The 18,276-nt window shown below is 63.2% G+C and carries 17 protein-coding genes and 1 other RNA gene; 14 read left to right on the forward strand and 4 right to left on the reverse strand.

What is annotated here, in order from left to right; translation table 11 throughout:
- Nucleotides 1-8: 8 nt before the first annotated feature.
- From fumC to ssrA, 3 genes are all read right to left on the reverse strand, one after another.
- Nucleotides 9-1,424: a class II fumarate hydratase gene (gene fumC / locus HCN50_RS14750; RefSeq protein ID WP_171710380.1), complete on the reverse strand. Its 1,416-nt coding sequence runs from the start codon at nt 1,422-1,424 to the stop codon at nt 9-11.
- Nucleotides 1,425-1,495: 71 nt separating this feature from the next.
- The gene (locus HCN50_RS14755; protein WP_171710381.1) at nt 1,496-2,011 is read right to left on the reverse strand and encodes an SspB family protein; all 516 of its coding nucleotides are present in this window, start codon (nt 2,009-2,011) and stop codon (nt 1,496-1,498) included.
- A 145-nt stretch (nt 2,012-2,156) separates the two neighbouring features.
- Nucleotides 2,157-2,513, reverse strand: a transfer-messenger RNA (tmRNA) gene (ssrA, locus tag HCN50_RS14760).
- Between the two features lie 373 nt (nt 2,514-2,886).
- Here ssrA and HCN50_RS14765 point away from each other — a divergent pair.
- The 10 genes from HCN50_RS14765 to HCN50_RS14810 all read left to right on the forward strand — a co-directional run bounded on the left by HCN50_RS14765 (nt 2,887) and on the right by HCN50_RS14810 (nt 12,260).
- Nucleotides 2,887-3,387, forward strand: coding sequence for a tripartite tricarboxylate transporter TctB family protein (locus HCN50_RS14765; protein WP_171710382.1), 501 nt, complete (start codon nt 2,887-2,889; stop codon nt 3,385-3,387).
- 7 nt (nt 3,388-3,394) lie between these two features.
- The gene (locus tag HCN50_RS14770) at nt 3,395-4,960 is read left to right on the forward strand and encodes a tripartite tricarboxylate transporter permease (RefSeq protein ID WP_171710383.1); all 1,566 of its coding nucleotides are present in this window, start codon (nt 3,395-3,397) and stop codon (nt 4,958-4,960) included.
- 112 nt (nt 4,961-5,072) lie between these two features.
- A complete protein-coding gene (locus tag HCN50_RS14775; protein ID WP_171710384.1) occupies nt 5,073-6,056 on the forward strand; it encodes a tripartite tricarboxylate transporter substrate binding protein BugD in 984 nt (327 codons plus the stop codon).
- A 173-nt stretch (nt 6,057-6,229) separates the two neighbouring features.
- The gene (locus HCN50_RS14780; protein ID WP_171710385.1) at nt 6,230-7,024 is read left to right on the forward strand and encodes a thymidylate synthase; all 795 of its coding nucleotides are present in this window, start codon (nt 6,230-6,232) and stop codon (nt 7,022-7,024) included.
- Between the two features lie 19 nt (nt 7,025-7,043).
- The gene (locus HCN50_RS14785) at nt 7,044-7,529 is read left to right on the forward strand and encodes a GNAT family N-acetyltransferase (protein WP_171710386.1); all 486 of its coding nucleotides are present in this window, start codon (nt 7,044-7,046) and stop codon (nt 7,527-7,529) included.
- Nucleotides 7,529-8,035 carry a dihydrofolate reductase gene (locus HCN50_RS14790; RefSeq protein ID WP_171710387.1) on the forward strand — a complete coding sequence of 169 codons (507 nt, stop codon included), beginning with the start codon at nt 7,529-7,531 and terminating at the stop codon, nt 8,033-8,035. Before HCN50_RS14785 ends, HCN50_RS14790 begins: the two co-directional genes overlap by 1 nt.
- A gap of 188 nt (nt 8,036-8,223) precedes the next feature.
- A complete protein-coding gene (gene hflK / locus HCN50_RS14795) occupies nt 8,224-9,360 on the forward strand; it encodes an FtsH protease activity modulator HflK (RefSeq protein ID WP_171710388.1) in 1,137 nt (378 codons plus the stop codon).
- The gene (gene hflC / locus HCN50_RS14800) at nt 9,357-10,256 is read left to right on the forward strand and encodes a protease modulator HflC (protein WP_171710389.1); all 900 of its coding nucleotides are present in this window, start codon (nt 9,357-9,359) and stop codon (nt 10,254-10,256) included. Before hflK ends, hflC begins: the two co-directional genes overlap by 4 nt.
- A 98-nt stretch (nt 10,257-10,354) precedes the next feature.
- On the forward strand, nt 10,355-10,555 hold the full coding sequence (locus HCN50_RS14805) for a DUF2065 domain-containing protein (protein WP_171710390.1): 201 nt from the start codon (nt 10,355-10,357) through the stop codon (nt 10,553-10,555).
- A 202-nt stretch (nt 10,556-10,757) separates the two neighbouring features.
- Entirely contained in the window at nt 10,758-12,260 is a 1,503-nt protein-coding gene (locus tag HCN50_RS14810; RefSeq protein ID WP_171710391.1) for a Do family serine endopeptidase, read from the forward strand.
- A gap of 124 nt (nt 12,261-12,384) precedes the next feature.
- On the opposite strand, the gene serB is transcribed toward HCN50_RS14810, so the two are convergent.
- Nucleotides 12,385-13,287: a phosphoserine phosphatase SerB gene (gene serB / locus HCN50_RS14815; protein WP_171710392.1), complete on the reverse strand. Its 903-nt coding sequence runs from the start codon at nt 13,285-13,287 to the stop codon at nt 12,385-12,387.
- On the opposite strand from serB, the gene miaA reads away from it, so the two are divergent.
- From miaA to ilvN, 4 genes are all read left to right on the forward strand, one after another.
- Nucleotides 13,286-14,239, forward strand: coding sequence for a tRNA (adenosine(37)-N6)-dimethylallyltransferase MiaA (miaA, locus tag HCN50_RS14820; protein WP_171710393.1), 954 nt, complete (start codon nt 13,286-13,288; stop codon nt 14,237-14,239). The two genes, serB and miaA, sit on opposite strands and share 2 nt — an antisense overlap.
- A gap of 430 nt (nt 14,240-14,669) precedes the next feature.
- Nucleotides 14,670-16,445 (forward strand): acetolactate synthase 3 large subunit, encoded by a 1,776-nt coding sequence (locus HCN50_RS14825; RefSeq protein WP_171710394.1) that lies wholly within the window; start codon nt 14,670-14,672, stop codon nt 16,443-16,445.
- Between the two features lie 150 nt (nt 16,446-16,595).
- Entirely contained in the window at nt 16,596-17,579 is a 984-nt protein-coding gene (locus tag HCN50_RS14830) for a threonine dehydratase (RefSeq protein ID WP_171710395.1), read from the forward strand.
- 154 nt (nt 17,580-17,733) lie between these two features.
- The gene (ilvN, locus tag HCN50_RS14835) at nt 17,734-18,276 is read left to right on the forward strand and encodes an acetolactate synthase small subunit (protein WP_171710396.1); all 543 of its coding nucleotides are present in this window, start codon (nt 17,734-17,736) and stop codon (nt 18,274-18,276) included.

The raw sequence follows: 18,276 nt of genomic DNA on the forward strand, positions 1-18,276 counted from the left end.
CGCGGCCATCAGCCCGGGTGTGTCATTTTGTCCGGCTGCACAAGGCGTTCGAATTCGGCGGCGTTCACAAAGCCGAGACGTACAGCTTCTTCCTTCAATGTCGTGCCGCGCGCGTGTGCCGATTTGGCGACCTTCGCCGCGTTGTCGTATCCGATCTTGGGAGCAAGCGCGGTGACCAGCATCAGCGAACGCTCCATCAATTCGCGAATTCGCTTTTCGTCGGCGCGTATGCCCACCACGCAATGTTCGGTGAACGAGCGCGCCGCGTCCGACAGCAATTGAATGGAATGCATCATACAATATGCCAATACGGGTTTGTAAACATTCAATTCGAAATGTCCCTGGCTTCCGGCGACGGTGACCGCTGTCTGATTGCCGAACACCTGACAGCAGACCATGGTCATCGCTTCGCACTGGGTCGGGTTGACCTTGCCGGGCATAATCGACGAACCCGGTTCGTTTTCCGGCAGGATCAATTCTCCGAGACCGGAGCGCGGGCCGGAGCCCAACAGTCGAATGTCATTGGCGATCTTGAACAGCCCGGTCGCCACCGAATTGATTGCGCCATGCGCCATGACGTAGGCGTCGTTGGAGGCCAGCGCCTCGAATTTGTTCGGCGCGCTGGTGAAGGGCAGCTTGGTAATTTCGGCAACGTGCTTAGCAAACAGCCTGGCAAATCTCGGCTTCGAATTGAGGCCGGTTCCGACCGCCGTGCCGCCTTGCGCCAGCGGGAATAATTCCTTCACCGCGGTTCGCAGCCGCGCGATCCCGCTCTCGACCTGCGCGGCGTAGCCCGAAAATTCCTGTCCCAGCGTCAGCGGCGTTGCGTCCTGGGTATGGGTTCGCCCGATCTTGACGATTTTTGCGAACGCCTTTTCCTTGCTTCGCAATTCGCGATGCAGTTCGTCGAGCGCCGGAATCAGATCGGCGGTGATGCGTCCGGCGGCAGCGATATGCATTGCCGTCGGAAATGAATCGTTCGACGACTGGCTCATATTGACGTGATCGTTGGGATGCACCGGCTTCTTGGCGCCGAGTTCACCGCCCAGCAACTCGTTGGCGCGGTTGGCGATCACCTCGTTCAGGTTCATGTTGGTCTGGGTGCCGGAGCCGGTCTGCCAGACGACCAGCGGAAAGTGATCGTCGAGCTTGCCTTCAATCACCTCGCGCGCGGCGCGGATGATGGCGCCGGCTCTGCGCGCGTCGAGCAGTCCGAGTTCCCGGTTGGTTTGGGCGGCGGCGAGCTTGACGATACCAAGCGCGTGGACGATCGCCATCGGCATGCGGTCCTGGCCGATCTTGAAGTTCTGGCGCGAGCGCTCGGTCTGCGCACCCCAGTAGCGATCGGCGGCAACGTCGATCGGACCGAAGCTGTCAGTCTCCCTGCGGGTGGATTTGTTTGTAGATGTTTCTGTGCGGTCCATGAGTAACGTCCGTTGCGCCGTAAAGTGGCGGAATGCGCACAGTACAGCGTCGCGGCGTTTCTCGCGCGCGGTTATTTCTTGCGGAAACGATCCAGCCGGACCACTTCGGCGCCGTCGCTCGTCTTCGCCGGCTCGTCCTTGCTTTCCGCGGCAGGCTCCGCCGCCGCGACGGGTAGGGCGGACGGGGTCGGAACAGCCGGCAGCTTCGCGCCCGGCGCCTCTGCGGCGCCTTCCGACGGCTCGAATTGCAGGCCGAACTGCACCGAGGGGTCAAGGAAGCTCTTTATCGCCGCGAACGGCACCACCAGCCGCTCGGGGATGCCGCCGAACGACAGGCCGACTTCGAAACGATCCTCCGTCACCACCAGGTCCCAGAACTGGTGCTGCAGGATAATCGTCATCTCTTCCGGATATTGCGCCAAGAGCCGCGGCGACAGCTTTACGCCGTCGGCGGTGGACAGGAAGGTGATGAAAAAATGATGCTCACCGGGCAGGCCGTGTTCGGCGGCGTCCGCCAGCACGCGGCGCAGCACCCCGCGCAGCGCGTCGCGCGCCAGCACGTCATAACGGATGTGATCGGTCGCCATGGTCGTCCTGTTACGTTGGATGGCCGCCGGTCTCCCGACTCGCCCCTTTGCCCTCATGCTACCCCGGCGGGGGCCGCAGGTCAGCAGGCGCGACGGAACGAATTTGCGGCAGCGCGGCTCCGTCGGCCGGAAATGAAAAAGAATAAGTGGAGGCTTCTGTTGCCAGGTGCCTCCGGACCCCGCCTAGCGGAGCTTAACCCGCTAGGACTTTAGATTGGTCTTTCAAACTGCGTTACGCAGCCTGAGCAACCGGAGCATAGTTGTCGTTTGCAACTATTGCATAGCCCGATAACGGCGGAACAATACCGGGAAAAAACACGTCCTTTACGCCCTCGTCGATCCTGGTTCGCCCCCGCCGAAACCCACCCGGGGAGGATGGGCTTGGGTGGAGGCGCCGGGTACTGCCCCCGGGTCCGAATGGTTTATTGCGACGGTCATTTATTTCCATAGCCGGCGAACCGGCATCCCCAATATAGGATGCAAGGCCGGAGAAAAACAGAGCCTGAAGGCCTGAACGGCAGGGGAACACGGCCCCGAGCTTTCGGTTTGCGCTCGCCGAGTTGCGGTTTCGCCACGGACTCGACCGCTCCCGAAGTGCAGGACGCCCCCTCGGATCGGCCCGCCTGAACGAGTTTTGGCGCGCCGATGCGGATCGCAACGCCGACGGTCCGGATGCAAGAGAAGTTGCCGCTCTGCAATCGCAAGGTTGCAATCGGCTGCCCCGGGGTGGCTCTTAAGGCGTCATTTGCCGTTCGACCCAAAAGCGTTTTTGGTTTTGCTGGCGTTGTCCGACGAAAGTCGCTAGCAAGTTTCCGGGACAAGCTTCCAGGTTATCCAAACAAGCGGGCGTAGCCGCCTTTGGGGGAGGAGTATCGATGAACGCGACGCCGGGCCAAGCGCCGGTCAAATCTATTATGCCGAAGTGGGTTCGGAATCCGCAGGACTTCGTCGGCGGAATAGCCATGATGGGGATCGCCGTGTTCGCCCTGTGGGCGTCGAGCGACCTGCAGGGCATGCGCGGCTTTTCGTTTGGCGCTGGTACGGCGCCACGGATGTTCGCAACCCTGCTGCTGGGACTCGGCGCCGCCATCACCGCCGTCGGCGTTCTCACCGAAGGCCAGCACCTTGCCAAATATCACTGGCGGGGTCCGTTGTTCGTAACGCTCTCGATCGTGTCGTTTGCCCTTACGATCCGTTCAATGGGCATGATCTTCTCAGCCCTGACGAGCTTCCTGATCGCGGCATGCGGATCGCCGGAGACGCGATGGATGGAAACGGTCATCGTCGGCGTCTGCCTGACGGCGTTTTGCGCCCTGCTGTTTCCCTATGCACTCGGCCTGCCTCTGCAGCTCCTGCCGACTTTCATGATCCGGTGAGGACGAGATGGGTGATATTTTCTCAAATCTTTCACTCGGCTTCGGCGTCGTTTTCCAGTTCGTGCAGTGGACGCCCGCATTCCTCGGCGGGACTTCCATTCCGATTCCTGTCAACATTCTGCTCTGCCTGATCGGTGCGCTGGTCGGCACCCTGGTCGGCGTGCTGCCGGGCATCGGCACCATCGCCACCGTGGCGATGCTGCTTCCGATCACCTTCGGCCTGCCGCCGGTGGGCGCCCTGATCATGCTGGCCGGCATCTATTACGGTGCGCAGTATGGCGGCTCGACCACGTCGATCCTGGTCAACATTCCCGGCGAGGCCGGATCCGTAGTCACCGCGCTCGACGGTTTCCAGATGGCCAAACAGGGCCGCGCCGGCCCGGCGCTGGCCATCGCGGCGATCGGATCGTTCTTTGCCGGCTGTGTTGCGACAGTGCTTATTGCCATTCTGGGCGCGCCGCTCACCAAGCTCGCCTTGGCGTTCGGGCCTGCCGAGTATTTCTCGCTAATGGTGCTCGGCCTGATCTTCGCCGTCGTGCTCGCCAAGGGTTCGGTGCTCAAGGCGATCGCGATGATCGTGTTGGGTCTGCTGCTCTCGATGGTGGGCTCCGACATCGAAACCGGCGCCTCGCGCATGGCCTTCAACATTCCCGAGCTGGCTGACGGTCTCGGTTTCGCCACGCTGGCGATGGGCCTGTTCGGTTTTGCGGAGATCATCCGTAATCTCGATGCCGGTGGCGAAAGCGATCGTCAATTGGTTCAGCAAAAGGTCTCGGGCCTGATGCCAACCGCAAGGGATCTCAGGGATTCGGCGCCTGCGGTCGGGCGCGGCACCGTGCTCGGATCGATCCTGGGCATTCTGCCAGGTGGCGGCGCCGTCATTGCGTCGTTCGCGGCCTATACGCTCGAGAAGAAGATCTCGAAAACGCCGCAGAAGTTCGGCCGCGGCGCGATCCAGGGTGTTGCGGCGCCCGAAAGCGCCAACAACGCCGCTGCGCAGACCTCGTTCATCCCGCTATTGACGCTCGGCATTCCGCCGAACGCGGTGATGGCGCTGATGGTCGGTGCGATGACCATTCACGGCATCGTGCCGGGTCCTCAGGTGATGCAGAAGCAGCCCGACCTGGTCTGGGGCATGATCGCGTCGATGTGGGTCGGCAACCTGATGCTGCTCGTCATCAACCTGCCGCTGGTCGGCATCTGGGTGCGGCTCTTGCGGGTACCGTATCGCCTGATGTTCCCGTCGATCGTGATCTTCTGCTCCATCGGCATCTACTCGGTGAACAACGCGCCGACCGATGTCATCATTGCAGGCGTATTCGGGTTGGTCGGCTATTGGCTGATCAAGCACGATTTCGAGCCGGCGCCCCTGCTGCTGGGCATGGTGCTCGGACCGCTGATGGAGGAGAACCTGCGGCGGGCGCTTCTGATCTCGCGCGGCGATTGGTCGGTGTTCCTGACGCGTCCGTTGTCGGCGGTGTTGATGGCGATTGCCGCTGGACTGCTGGTCCTGACGGTACTGCCAACGCTTCGCAAGAAGCGCGACGAGGTATTCGTCGAATCCGAGAACTGACCTGCGGCGGTGCGCCGCAGGTTGAAGTCTGGTCGACTTCGCGTGAACTGATAGAGATGCAAATGCCGGCTTGGGAGAGCCGGCATTTGTTTAAGGGCTGAAGGATTTCAACATGAACTGGTATGGACGCTCCCTTGCGGGCGGGTGTCTGGCTGCGATTGCCGGGCTCGCATTGCTCTCTGCGCCGGCGCAGGCTCAGACCTATCCGACGCGCAACATCACCATGATCGTGCCGTTTGCGGCAGGCGGACCGACCGACGTCATCGCGCGGATCGTCACCGGCCACATGGCGCAGACGCTCGGTCAAACCATCATCATCGAAAACGTGGTCGGCGCCGGCGGCACTACCGCCACCACCCGCGCCGCGCGAGCCGCCAATGACGGCTATACGCTGATCACGGGGCATATGGGCACGCATGCCGCTTCCGTGCCGCTTTATCCCAAGCTCGCCTATCATCCGGAAAAGGATTTCGAGCCGGTCGGGCTGCTTGCCGGCACGCCGATCCTGATCCTGGCGCGCAAGGACCTGCCGCCAAAGGACCTCAAGGAATTCATCGCCTACGTCAAGGCGAACGAGACCAAGGTCAATGCGGCCCATGCCGGCGTCGGCTCGGTCTCCAACGTCTCGTGCGAACTCTTGAATTCGGTGCTCGGCGTGAAGCCGATCGGCGTTCCCTTCAACGGCACGGGTCCGGCGATGAACGCGCTGGTGGCCGGTCAGGTCGATTACATGTGCGACCAGATCGTCAATGCCGTGCCGCAGATCAACGGCGGCACCATCAAGGCCTATGCCGTGGCGACGGCCGAGCGTAACCCGTCGCTGCCCGATGTTCCCACCACCACCGAGGCCGGGTTGCCGGCTTTCCAGGCCCAGGCCTGGAACGCGATCTTTGCGCCGAAGGGAACGCCGCCGGATGTCGTCGCCAAATTGAATGCCGCGGTGATCAAGGCATTGGACGACGAGGCCGTGCGCAAGCGCCTGCTCGAACTTGGCAGCGTCATTCCGGCGTCGGCGGACCGGACGCCGGCCGCGCTGGGAACCCTGGTGAAGAACGAAATCGCCAAGTGGACGCCGGTGCTCAAGCCAGTCAATTGATCTCTGATTAATCAGCGAATAGGCGAGGGGCGGGACGCGGGTTCCGCCCCTTGTCGTTTGTCCCGGTGATGATCATTTTTCCGGGTATAATCGGTGTTTGACGCCGAATCGGCGTGTCGATCGGCAGTCCCGGCCGCTAAATTCGCCGTCCCGAAAGGCCCGAAGCACCAGCCATGAACCAGTATCACGACCTCCTTGAACGGATCCTCAGCGACGGCGCGGAGAAGCACGACCGCACCGGCACCGGCACGCTGTCGATCTTCGGCCATCAGATGCGGTTCAACCTGTCGGCCGGCTTTCCGATGCTGACCACCAAGCGGTTGCCGCTGAAGGCGATCGTGCACGAGCTGCTGTGGTTCCTGGCCGGCGATACCAACATCAAATATCTCAGGGACAACGGCGTTTCGATCTGGGATGAATGGGCCGACGCCAACGGCGATCTGGGCCCGGTCTACGGATCGCAGTGGCGCTCCTGGCCGGCGCCGGACGGGCGCAGCATCGACCAGATTTCCAACGTCATCGACATGATCAGGCGGAACCCGGATTCGCGACGGCTGATTGTCACTGCGTGGAATCCGGCCGACGTCGACAAGATGGCGCTGCCGCCCTGTCACTGCCTGTTCCAGTTCTACGTCGCCAACGGCAAGCTCTCCTGCCAGCTTTATCAGCGCTCCGCCGACGTGTTCCTCGGCGTGCCCTTCAACATCGCGTCCTATTCGCTGCTGACCATGATGGTCGCGCAGGTGACAGGATTGAAGGCGGGCGATTTCGTGCATTCGCTCGGCGATGCGCATTTGTACTCCAACCATCTCGAACAGGCGCGGCTGCAACTGACGCGGCCGCCGCGGCCATTGCCGGTCATGAAGATCAATCCCGACGTCAAGGACATCTTCGCTTTCCGCTACGAGGATTTCGCGCTCGAGGGCTACGATCCGCACCCGCATATCAAGGCCGAAGTCGCGGTATGATTAGCGGTGTGAGCATCTGATGTCCCTTCTGATCCGCCGCGCGCGGCCGGGCGAAGCGGGGCTTGTGCTGTCCTTCGTTCGCGAGCTCGCCGAATACGAAAAGCTGCTTCACGAAATGGAGGCGACCGAGGCCGGTATCGCCGCGGCCCTGTTCGGCGCCACCCCGCGCTTGTTCTGCGACATCGCCGAGTGGGAGGGCGAGCCGGCCGGCTTCGCGGTCTGGTTCGTCAATTTCTCGACCTTCAGCGGCCGCTCCGGAATTTATCTGGAAGATCTGTTCGTCCGCCCGGCGCTGCGGGGCAAGGGAATCGGCAAGGCGCTATTGGTGCATCTCGCCAGGGAATGCGTGGCCAACGGCTGGTCGCGGTTGCAATGGGCCGTGCTCGACTGGAACACGCCGTCGATCGCATTCTACAAATCGCTCGGCGCCGAGCTGATGGACCAATGGACGATCTGCCGGGTCGGCGGTCCGGCGCTTAAGGCGCTGGCACAGGGCGCACGGTGATGGAAATCGTTCTCATCGTCGCGGTCGCGGAGAACGGCGTGATCGGAGCAGGCGGCGCCATCCCGTGGCGGCTGAAATCCGACATGGCGCGCTTCAAGGCGCTGACATTGGGCAAGCCCGTGGTGATGGGGCGCAAGACCTTCGTCTCGATCGGCCGGCCGCTCCAGGGGCGGACCAATATCGTCGTCACCCGCGACGCCGGCTTTCGCGCCGACGGTGTGGTGGTTACCCATTCCTTCACTGATGCAAGGGCGATCGCCATCGGTGACGCGCTGCGACGTTTCGCCACTGAGATTGCCGTGATCGGCGGTGCGGAAATCTACGCGCAGTGGATGAACAGCGCCGATCGCCTGGAGATTACCGAGGTGCATGCCCGGCCCGACGGTGACACGCAATTCCCGGCAATCGATTTGGCCGCCTGGGAAGAGCTGGCGCGCCTGCGGAATCCGGCCGGTCCTGACGACAGTGCTGATTTTTCCTATGTGACATATCGTCGGCGCAAATAGCCCCAACGGTCGCGTTAACCTCGCCAACCAATGTTTGCATTGACAATTATGGCCTCAAGCATAGCTGCTTCGAGAGGTAAGCTTGCGTTGTAAGGGACCTAGCGGTCCCCTATAAAGCCGGGCGGATATGCGAGGCTGAGCCTCCGCCCGACAGGCGCGGACCCGGGTCCCCGCAGAGGAGAGTTTATATGCCGTGGAAGAATCAAGGCGGGGGACCATGGGGCCAGGGTCCCAAGGGACCGTGGGGTGGCGGACCGCAATCGGCCGGGCCAAGGCCGCCGGATCTTGAGGATCTCCTGCGGCGCGGCCAGGACAAGCTGCAGCAGCTTCTGCCGGGCGGTCATTTCAGCGGCATGGGTATCGCGCTGGTCCTGGCCGGCGCACTGGTGATCTGGGGATTGTCCGGATTCTTCCGCGTGCAGTCGGAAGAACTCGGCGCCGTGCTGCGCTTCGGCAAGCACGTGCGCACGGTGGATCCCGGCCTGAACTATCATCTGCCCTATCCGATCGAAACCGTGCAACTGGCGAAGGCGCTGCGCGTGTCCACGATCTCGATCGGCATGACGCTGATCGACGATCCGGCGCGGCGGGGCCGCACCATGCGCGACGTGCCGGAAGAGAGCCTGATGCTGACCGGCGACGAAAACATCGTCGACGTCGACTTCACCGTGCTGTGGCGGATCAAGCCGAACGGCACCGGCGATTTTCTCTTCAACATCCAGAATCCCGAAGGCACCGTGAAGGCGGTGGCCGAAAGCGCGATGCGCGAGGTGATCGGGCGTTCGCAGATCCAGCCCATTCTTACCGGCGCTCGCAACACGACCGAGCAGGCCGTTCACGAACTGATGCAGAAGACGCTGGATAATTACGGCTCCGGCGTCCAGATCACGCAGGTGCAGATGCAGAAGGTCGATCCGCCCGCACAGGTGATCGACGCGTTCCGCGACGTGCAGGCCGCGCGCGCCGATTTCGAGCGGCTGCAGAACGAGGCGCAGACCTATGCCAATCGCGTCGTCCCCGACGCGCGCGGCCGCGCCGCGCAGATCCTGCAGGTCGCGGAAGGCTACAAGGAACAGGCGGTCGCCGAAGCCAAGGGCCAAAGCGCGCGCTTCACAAAAGTATACGAGGAATACAACAAGGCCAAAGACGTGACGCGGCAGCGAATTTATCTGGAGACTATGGAGCGGATTCTCGGCGGGTCCGAGAAGCTGGTCTATGACGGCGGCAACTCGGCACAGAGCATCGTGCCGTACCTGCCGCTCAGTGAGTTGACGCCGCGCCGTCCGCCGACGGCCAGTCAGCAGCAGAGCGGAGGCACACGATGAGGTCTCCGGTTGCAGGTATTATCACCCTGATCCTGCTGTTCGTCGTGGTGATCGTGGGCTACAGCTCGATCTTCACGGTGTCGCAGACCGAACAGGCGCTCGTGGTCCGGCTCGGCCGGCCGGTTGACGTCATCTCCGAGCCGGGCCTGAACTTCAAGGCGCCGTTCATCGACACCGTCATCAGCATCGACAAGCGCATCCTCGATCTGGAAAATCCGTCGCAGGAAGTCATCGCTTCCGACCAGAAGCGGCTCGTCGTCGACGCCTTCGCGCGCTACCGGATCAAGAACCCGCTGCGCTTCTATCAGAGCATCGGCTCGATCCAGGCCGCCAACATCCAGCTCACCACGCTGTTGAACGCGGCGCTGCGCCGCGTGCTGGGCGAGGTCACCTTCATCACTGTGGTGCGCGACGAACGCGAGGGCCTGATGACGCGGATCCGCAACCAGCTCGACCGGGAGGCCGATCAGTATGGCATCCAGGTGGTCGACGTGCGTATCCGCCGCGCCGATCTGCCGGAGGCCAACAGCCAGGCGGTCTATCAGCGCATGCAGACGGAACGTCAGCGCGAGGCCGCGGAGTTCCGTGCGCAAGGCGGCCAGAAGGCGCAGGAGATCCGCTCCAAGGCCGACCGCGAGGCGACCGTCATCGTAGCCGAAGCCAATTCGACTGCCGAGCAGACGCGCGGCGCGGGTGATGCCGAGCGAAACCGCCTGTTCGCCGAGGCTTATGGCCGCGATCCTGATTTCTTTGCCTTCTATCGCTCGATGTCGGCCTACGAGACCGGGCTTCGCGCCAACGATACCCGTTTCCTGCTGCGGCCTGATTCCGAATTCTTCCGCTTCTTTGCCAATCCGTCCGGCCAGCCGCCGGCGGCGCCGGCGCCGAAGCAGTAAACGTCGGACCGGGGATATACGCGCGTTACGGCGAAGCGGGGGCCGCTTCGCCGGCATAAAAGCAAAAAGCGCTTGATTGACTGGGGGGATGCCGAGCGATGAGGTCCATAGCGTTCGCCGACTTCCTCATCGGTGTGGGCATCCTCTTTGTGCTCGAAGGCCTGATGTTCGCCGCCAGCCCGGCCTGGATGCGCCGGGCGATGAAGAGCGCGCTGGCGACGCCGGACAATATCCTGCGTATCGTCGGCATTATCTCGGCGGTCGTCGGCCTGCTCCTGATCTGGTTTGTGCGGCGGTAGTTCCAGCAACTGTCGTTCCCGGGCACGCAAAGCGTGAATCCGGAATGACGGTAATCAACGGCCGCCAACGGCAGTGGCGTCAACGAAATCGTGAGTCGCCGACGGCCAGTTTTTCGCCGGAATATCAACCGCAGATGCTTGCGCCTCGGGCCCGTTCGGGCGCACTGTGGACCCAAATTTGACCCTTTGGAGACAAGCCGACATGACTGGTGCCAGACCCGCCTTGACGAGCCGCCTGCGCTTGATGGGGATCGCGATCTCGCTCAGTGCCGTCAGCATGCTGGCTCCGTTGCCGGCCAGCGCGCGCGGACCGGACGGCATCGCCGACATTGCCGAGAAGGTGATCGACTCCGTCGTCAATATCTCGACCTCGCAAAGCGTGGAGGCCAAGGGTGGCCGGGATGCGATGCCGCAATTGCCGCCGGGCTCGCCATTTGAGGAATTCTTCGACGATTTCTTCAAGAACCGGCGTGGCGGAAACCCCAAGGGCGGTGAGAAGAGCGAAATGCAGCCGCCGCGCAAGACCAATTCGCTCGGCTCCGGCTTCATTATCGATGCGTCGGGCGTCGTCGTCACCAACAATCACGTCATCGCGGATGCCGACGAAATCAACGTGATCATGAACGACGGGACCAAGATCAAGGCCGAGCTGGTCGGCGTCGACAAGAAGACCGACATCGCGGTCCTCAAGTTCAAGCCGGTGAAGCCGCTGGTCGCGGTGCAGTTCGGCGATTCCGACAAGCTGCGGCTCGGCGAATGGGTGATTGCGATCGGCAATCCGTTCAGCCTCGGCGGCTCGGTCACGGCCGGCATCGTCTCGGCGCGCAACCGCGACATCAGCCAGGGACCGTATGACAACTACATCCAGACCGACGCCTCCATCAACCGCGGCAATTCCGGGGGACCGTTGTTCAACCTCGAAGGCGAAGTGGTCGGCGTCAACACGCTGATCATCTCGCCGACCGGCGGTTCGATCGGCCTCGGGTTTGCGGTGCCGTCGAAGACCGTGGCGGGCGTCGTCGAACAGCTTCGGCAGTTCGGCGAGCTGCGCCGCGGCTGGCTCGGCGTGCGGATCCAGCAGGTCACCGACGAGATCGCCGAAAGCCTCAGCATCAAGCCGGCCCGCGGTGCGCTGGTGGCCGGCGTCGATGACAAGGGACCGGCCAAGCCCGCCGGCATCGAGCCCGGCGACGTCGTGGTCAAGTTCGACGGCAAGGACGTCAAGGACCCGAAGGATCTCTCGCGCGTCGTCGCCGATACCGCGGTCGGCAAGGAAGTCGATGTGATCATCATCCGCAAGGGCAAGGAGGAAAGCCGCAAGGTCACGCTCGGCCGCCTGGAGGATACTGAAAGGGTGCAGCAGGCCGCTGCCAAGACCAAGGAAGACCCCGTCGAAAAGCCGGTGACGCAAAAGGCGCTCGGCCTCGATCTCGCCGCGCTGAGCAAGGACCTGCGCACGAAGTACAAGATCAAGGAGAGCGTGAAAGGCGTCATCATCACCGGCGTCGACGGCGCCTCCGACGCCGCCGAAAAGCGGCTCTCGGCCGGCGACGTCATCGTCGAGGTGGCGCAGGAAGCGGTCACCAACGCGGCCGACATCAAGAAGCGCGTCGACCAGCTCAAGAAAGACGGCAAGAAGTCGGTGCTGCTATTGGTGTCGAACGGCGAGGGCGAATTGCGGTTCGTGGCGCTGAGTGTGCAGTGACGCGGCCGCATCCACGGTCTCATTGCCAGGCTTGACCCGGCAATCCATCTTCTTCGCAAGACTCTCTCAAGGTTGATGGATGGCCGGGTCAAGCCCGGCCATGACGATTGAGTCTGGTGAAAGATTAGCCGACAAACTCCTCGCGCCGATAGCCCTGCGCGTACAACAGCGCGGTGAGGTCGCCGTAGTCGATCCGTGCGGCGGCCGCGGCCGCAACCGCGGGCTTGGCGTGATAGGCGACGCCGAGGCCCGCCGCCTGGATCATGCCGAGGTCGTTGGCGCCGTCGCCGGTCACCAGCGTATCGATCTCGTCGAGATCGAAGGATTCGCGCAGCTCGATCAGGGTGGCGAGCTTGGCAGCGCGGCCGAGGATCGGCTCGGCGACTTCGCCGGTGAACTTGCCGTCGCGGACCTTCAACGCGTTGGCGCGGTTTTCCTGGAAACCGATTTTTGCCGCGACCGCACGGGTGAACAGTGTGAAGCCGCCCGAGATTAGGCAGGTGTAGGCGCCGTTGGCGCGCATCGTCATGACCAGCTCGCGGCCGCCCGGCGTCGGCGTGATGTGCTTGGCCAGCACCTCGTCGACCACGCCGACCGGCATGTCCTTGAGAAGCGCGACGCGCTCGCGCAGCGCCGGCTCGAACTCGATCTCGCCGCGCATCGCCCGCTCGGTGATAGCCGAGACATGCGCCTTGAGCCCGGCGAAATCGGCCAGCTCGTCGATGCACTCCTGGCCGATCATGGTGGAATCCATGTCAGCGAGAAAAAGCTTCTTGCGCCTGAAAGCGGCAGGCTGCACGACAATGTCGATCGGCAGATCGCCGCGTGCCCGTTGCAGGCGGGTTTCAATCGCCTTGATGTCGTCCGGGCCCTTGACCGGGCTCTCAAAGGGAATGTCGACTGCGACCTCGTCGAACAGCCATTGCGCCATGCCGGGCGAGGGGAGGACGGCCAGCGCGCCGTCGACAATGGTACTGTCGAGCGCAGGATTGGCCGGGTTGCAGATCAGGGTGGCGACTAGGGACATGCAGGTGTATCGGCTGGATTTGAGCAAGGCCGTGCTTATCGCAGGGCCGACCGCCAGCGGCAAGTCGGCCCTGGCGCTCGAACTGGCGCAAAAAACCGGCGGAATCGTCATCAATACCGATTCCATGCAGGTCTACCGCGATCTGCGTATCATCACGGCGCGACCGACCGTGGAGGAGGAGGCGCGGGTGCCGCACCGGCTCTACGGCCATGTCGATGCCTCCATCAATTTCTCGGCGGGCGCCTGGGTGGCGGATGCCGAAAAAGTGCTGGCCGAGGCGCGCGCGGCAAAGCGCCTAGTCGTCTTCATCGGCGGCTCCGGCCTCTACTTTAAAGCGCTCACGCGCGGCCTGTCCGCGGTGCCGCCGATCCCGGCTGAGGTGCGCGAAGCCGTTCGCGCCCGCCTGGAGCGCGATGGCGTCGAGGCGTTACACGCGGAGCTGGCGCGGCGCGATCCGGTCTCCGCCGAACGGCTGAAGCCGCGCGACCGCACCCGGATTGCCCGTGCATTGGAGGTCGTCGAAGCCACCGGCCGTACGCTGCCCAGTTGGCATCGCGAGGGCCTGCCGCCGCTGCTGCCTCCAGGCGAATTCTCGGCGCTGTTCCTCGCGCCCGACCGCGACCAGCTTTATGCGCGGATCGATGCGCGGTTCGACGCGATGCTGGCCGCGGGTGCGCTGGAGGAAGTCGCAGCGCTTGCCGCGCGAAAGCTCGATCCGTTGCTGCCGGCCATGAAAGCCCATGGCGTGCCGGCGCTGATCCGCCATTTGCGCGGCGAGATCACGCGCGATCAGGCCGCCGAAATCGGCCGCGCGGATACCCGGCATTACGCCAAGCGGCAGTTCACCTGGTTCAGGCATCAGTTGCCGGAATTCGAGTGGGTAGCGCCGGAGGCGGCGAGGGGGTGGGTGGCGACCGTGTCCGGGCCTCCGCCGTCATTGCGAGGAGAGTAAGCGACGAAGCAATCCATTCCTCAGCTCGCGGCGGCATTGATTGCTTCTTGGAGCCTGTCATCGGGCGCGCATTCGCCCGACCTGTTGGCTTGCAAGGACGACGGGGCGGCTTCTCGCATGCCTGCACGCATAAAATTCCCCCTCGCCGAATTCCCGGAACGCAGTTACACTCATCAAACCGCGCGAATGGCGCCCTTCCCTTGACTTCCGGGGACTGGACGGTATAACCCGCGCAACCTTTGGGAAGTCCGGGCCGCAAAATGCGTAATATTATTACCAAACTCCTCCTTATCGTAGTCGTACCCAAGCGCACCGCCGGGGGTGGCTGAAGGCCATCCAAATTCAGGCGGTGTGCATGGGCCTCTCGGGCCCTTTTTTATTTCCCGAAACAGACACCAAGCCGCTGGCAACAGCGCATCCGGAGCAGACCATGACCGACAAGAGCAACGACCCCAATCAGATGACAGGTGCCGCGATGATCGTGCGCGCGCTCATCGATCATGGCGTCCAGCACATCTTCGGCTATCCCGGCGGTGCGGTGCTTCCGATCTATGACGAGATTTTCCAGCAGAGCGAGGTCGAGCACATCCTGGTGCGGCACGAGCAGGGCGCCGGTCACGCCGCGGAAGGCTATGCGCGCTCGACCGGCAAGCCCGGCGTGGTGCTGGTGACGTCAGGCCCCGGCGCCACCAACATGGTGACGGCGCTGACCGATGCGCTGATGGATTCGATTCCGCTGGTCTGCATTACCGGACAAGTCCCAACTCACTTGATCGGCAATGACGCGTTCCAGGAATGCGACACCGTCGGCATCACGCGTCCCTGCACCAAGCACAATTGGCTGGTGCGCGACGTCAATGATCTGGCGAAGGTGCTGCACGAGGCGTTCTACGTCGCGACCACGGGCCGTCCCGGCCCGGTCGTGGTCGATGTCCCGAAGGACGTGCAGTTCGCGGTCGGCACCTATCATCCGCCGCGCAAGGATGACGTGCACGTCTCCTATACGCCGCGGGTGAAGGGCGATGCGCAGCAGATCCGTAAAGCGGTAGCGCTGCTGGCGTCGGCCAAGCGGCCGGTGATCTATTCCGGCGGCGGCGTCATCAATTCCGGGCTCGAAGCGTCGAAGCTGTTGCGCGAGCTGGTCGAAGTCACCGGCTTTCCGATCACCTCGACCTTGATGGGCCTCGGCGCCTATCCGGCATCCGGCAAGAACTGGCTCGGCATGCTCGGCATGCACGGCACCTACGAGGCCAACATGACGATGCATGATTGCGACGTCATGCTGTGCGTCGGCGCGCGGTTCGACGACCGCATCACCGGCCGGACCGATGCATTCTCGCCGGGCTCGAAGAAGATCCACATCGACATCGACCCGTCCTCGATCAACAAGAACATCCGCGTCGACGTGCCGATCATCGGCGACGCCGCCAATGTGCTCGGCGATCTCCTGCAGGTGTTCAAGGCCGAGGCGAAGAAGCCCGATATCAAGGCGTGGTGGCAGGAGATCGCCAAATGGCGCGCCCGCAACTCGTTGTCCTATAAAAAGAGCAACGAGATCATCCTGCCGCAATACGCCATCCAGAAGCTGTTCGAAGCGACGCGCGGCCATGACACTTACATCACGACGGAGGTCGGTCAGCATCAGATGTGGGCGGCGCAGTTCTTCGGCTTCGAGGAGCCGCACCGCTGGATGACGTCGGGCGGCCTTGGCACCATGGGCTATGGCCTGCCGGCGGCGCTCGGCGTGCAGGTCGCGCATCCCGACAGCCTCGTGATCGACATCGCGGGCGATGCCTCGGTGCAGATGACGATGCAGGAGATGTCGACGGCGGTTCAGTTTGAATTGCCGATCAAGATCTTCATCCTCAACAACCAGTACATGGGCATGGTGCGGCAGTGGCAGCAGCTCCTGCATGGCAACCGCCTGTCGCACTCTTACTCGGAAGCGCTGCCGGATTTCGTCAAGCTGGCGGACGCGTTCGGCTGCGTCGGCCTGCAGGCGATCAAGCCCTCTGATCTCGACGGCGCGCTCAAGGAGATGATCAAGATCAAGCGCCCGGTGCTGTTCGATTGCCGCGTCGCCGCGCTGGAAAACTGCTTCCCGATGATTCCGTCCGGCAAGGCGCACAATGAAATGCTGTTGCCGGTGGAAGCCACCGATGAGGCCACCGCCGCGGCATTTGCCGGCGGCAAGGCGCTGGTGTGAGTGTGAGGACGCCAGACCAAAACTCCGCCGTCATCGCCCGGCTTGACCGGGCGATCCAGTACGCCGCGGCGTCTCGGCTGTGCTCGGACGCCTCTGGAATACTGGATTCCCGCCTTCGCGGGGATGACGAGCATACGGGAGGATCGAGAAGTGTTTGACCTCACCGAGCTCGAACGCGCGCATGAAATCGTGGGGCAGGCGGTGTCGCCGACGCCGGCGCATGCCTGGCCGCTGCTGACGGAGCGGCTCGGCACGACGGTCATCGTCAAGCATGAAAACCACACCCCGACAGCCGCGTTCAAGGTGCGCGGCGGGCTGGTGTATTTCAACCGCCTGAAGCGCGAGCGGCCCGGCGTCGCCGGTCTGATCTCGGCGACGCGAGGCAATCACGGTCAAAGCCTTGCTTTTGCGGCGAGCCGTTACAAGCTTCCGGTGACGATCTACGTCCCGCACGGTAATTCGGTCGAGCAGAATCGTGCCATACGGGGGTTCGGCGCCGAGCTCGTCGAACATGGCGAGGATTTTCAGGCCGCGCGCGAGGAAGCCTATCGCCGTGCCGAGAGCAACGGCCTTGAAATCGTACCAGCGTTTCATCCCGATCTGGTCCTGGGTGTGGCGACCTATGCGCTCGAATTGTTGCGAAAGGCGCCGGATCTCGACGTGCTCTATGTGCCGATCGGGCAGGGCTCCGGCATCTGCGGCTGCATCCTGGCGCGCGATCTCCTGGGTTTGAAGACGGAAATCATCGGCGTCCAATCGACTGAGGCGCCGGCCTATGCGCTATCGTTTGCGGCGGGCGTGGTCGTGACGACTGAGACCAGCAACACGCGTGCGGACGGCATGGCGACGCGCATTCCCGATGCCGATGCGGTCGCGATCATGCACAAGGGTGCTTCGCGCATGGTGCAGGTCACGGATGACGAGATCGCCGCAGCGATGCGGGCCTACTGGACCGATACCCACAATCTTGCAGAGGGCGCCGGCGCGGCCGCGCTGGCGGCCGCCCTGCAGGAAAGGAACAGGCTTCAAGGCAAACGCGTCGGCCTGGTTCTGAGCGGCGGCAATATCGATTTCGATCGGTTTCGAACCTGGGTGATGCCGGAAGCCACGGGCGCCGAAAGGATGCCGGTATGAGGATGGCTAGCTGTACGCCACAAAGACTGCTGTCATCGTCCGGCTTGGCCGGACGATCCAGTACGCTGCGGCCGGCGAGTGTATCTCCGCCGCCTGTGGTTACGGGATGCCCGCCTGCGCGGGCATGACAATGGAGAATGACAAGGGGACATCAATGAACCAGCCCGCATCCGCCTACTTCCTGGAAGATCGCCACGATCCCAATGAGACGCACACGCTCTCGGTGCTGGTGCAGAACGAACCCGGCGTGCTCGCGCGCGTGATCGGCCTGTTTTCTGGGCGCGGCTACAACATCGACAGCCTCACCGTGTCGGAGACCGAAAGCCAGAAACATCTCTCGCGCATCACCATTGTCACCAGCGGCACGCCGATGGTGATCGAGCAGATCAAGCACCAGCTCGATCGCATGATCCCGGTCTATCGCGTCGTCGACATGACGATTACCGGCCGCTCCATCGAACGGGAACTCGCGATGGTGAAGGTGCGCGGCCGCGGCGACAGCCGGGTCGAGGCGCTGCGGCTGGCGGATGCGTTCCGTGCCCGCGTGATCGACGCCACCACGGAAAGTTTTGTGTTCGAGATCACAGGCAATTCTTCCAAGATCAGTCAATTCATCGACCTGATGCGCCCGCTCGGCCTCGTCGAAGTATCGCGTACCGGGGTTGCGGCGATCGGGCGCGGGCCTGAGGGGATGTGA

It is taken from the genome of Bradyrhizobium archetypum (assembly GCF_013114835.1).
Taxonomy (GTDB): domain Bacteria; phylum Pseudomonadota; class Alphaproteobacteria; order Rhizobiales; family Xanthobacteraceae; genus Bradyrhizobium; species Bradyrhizobium archetypum.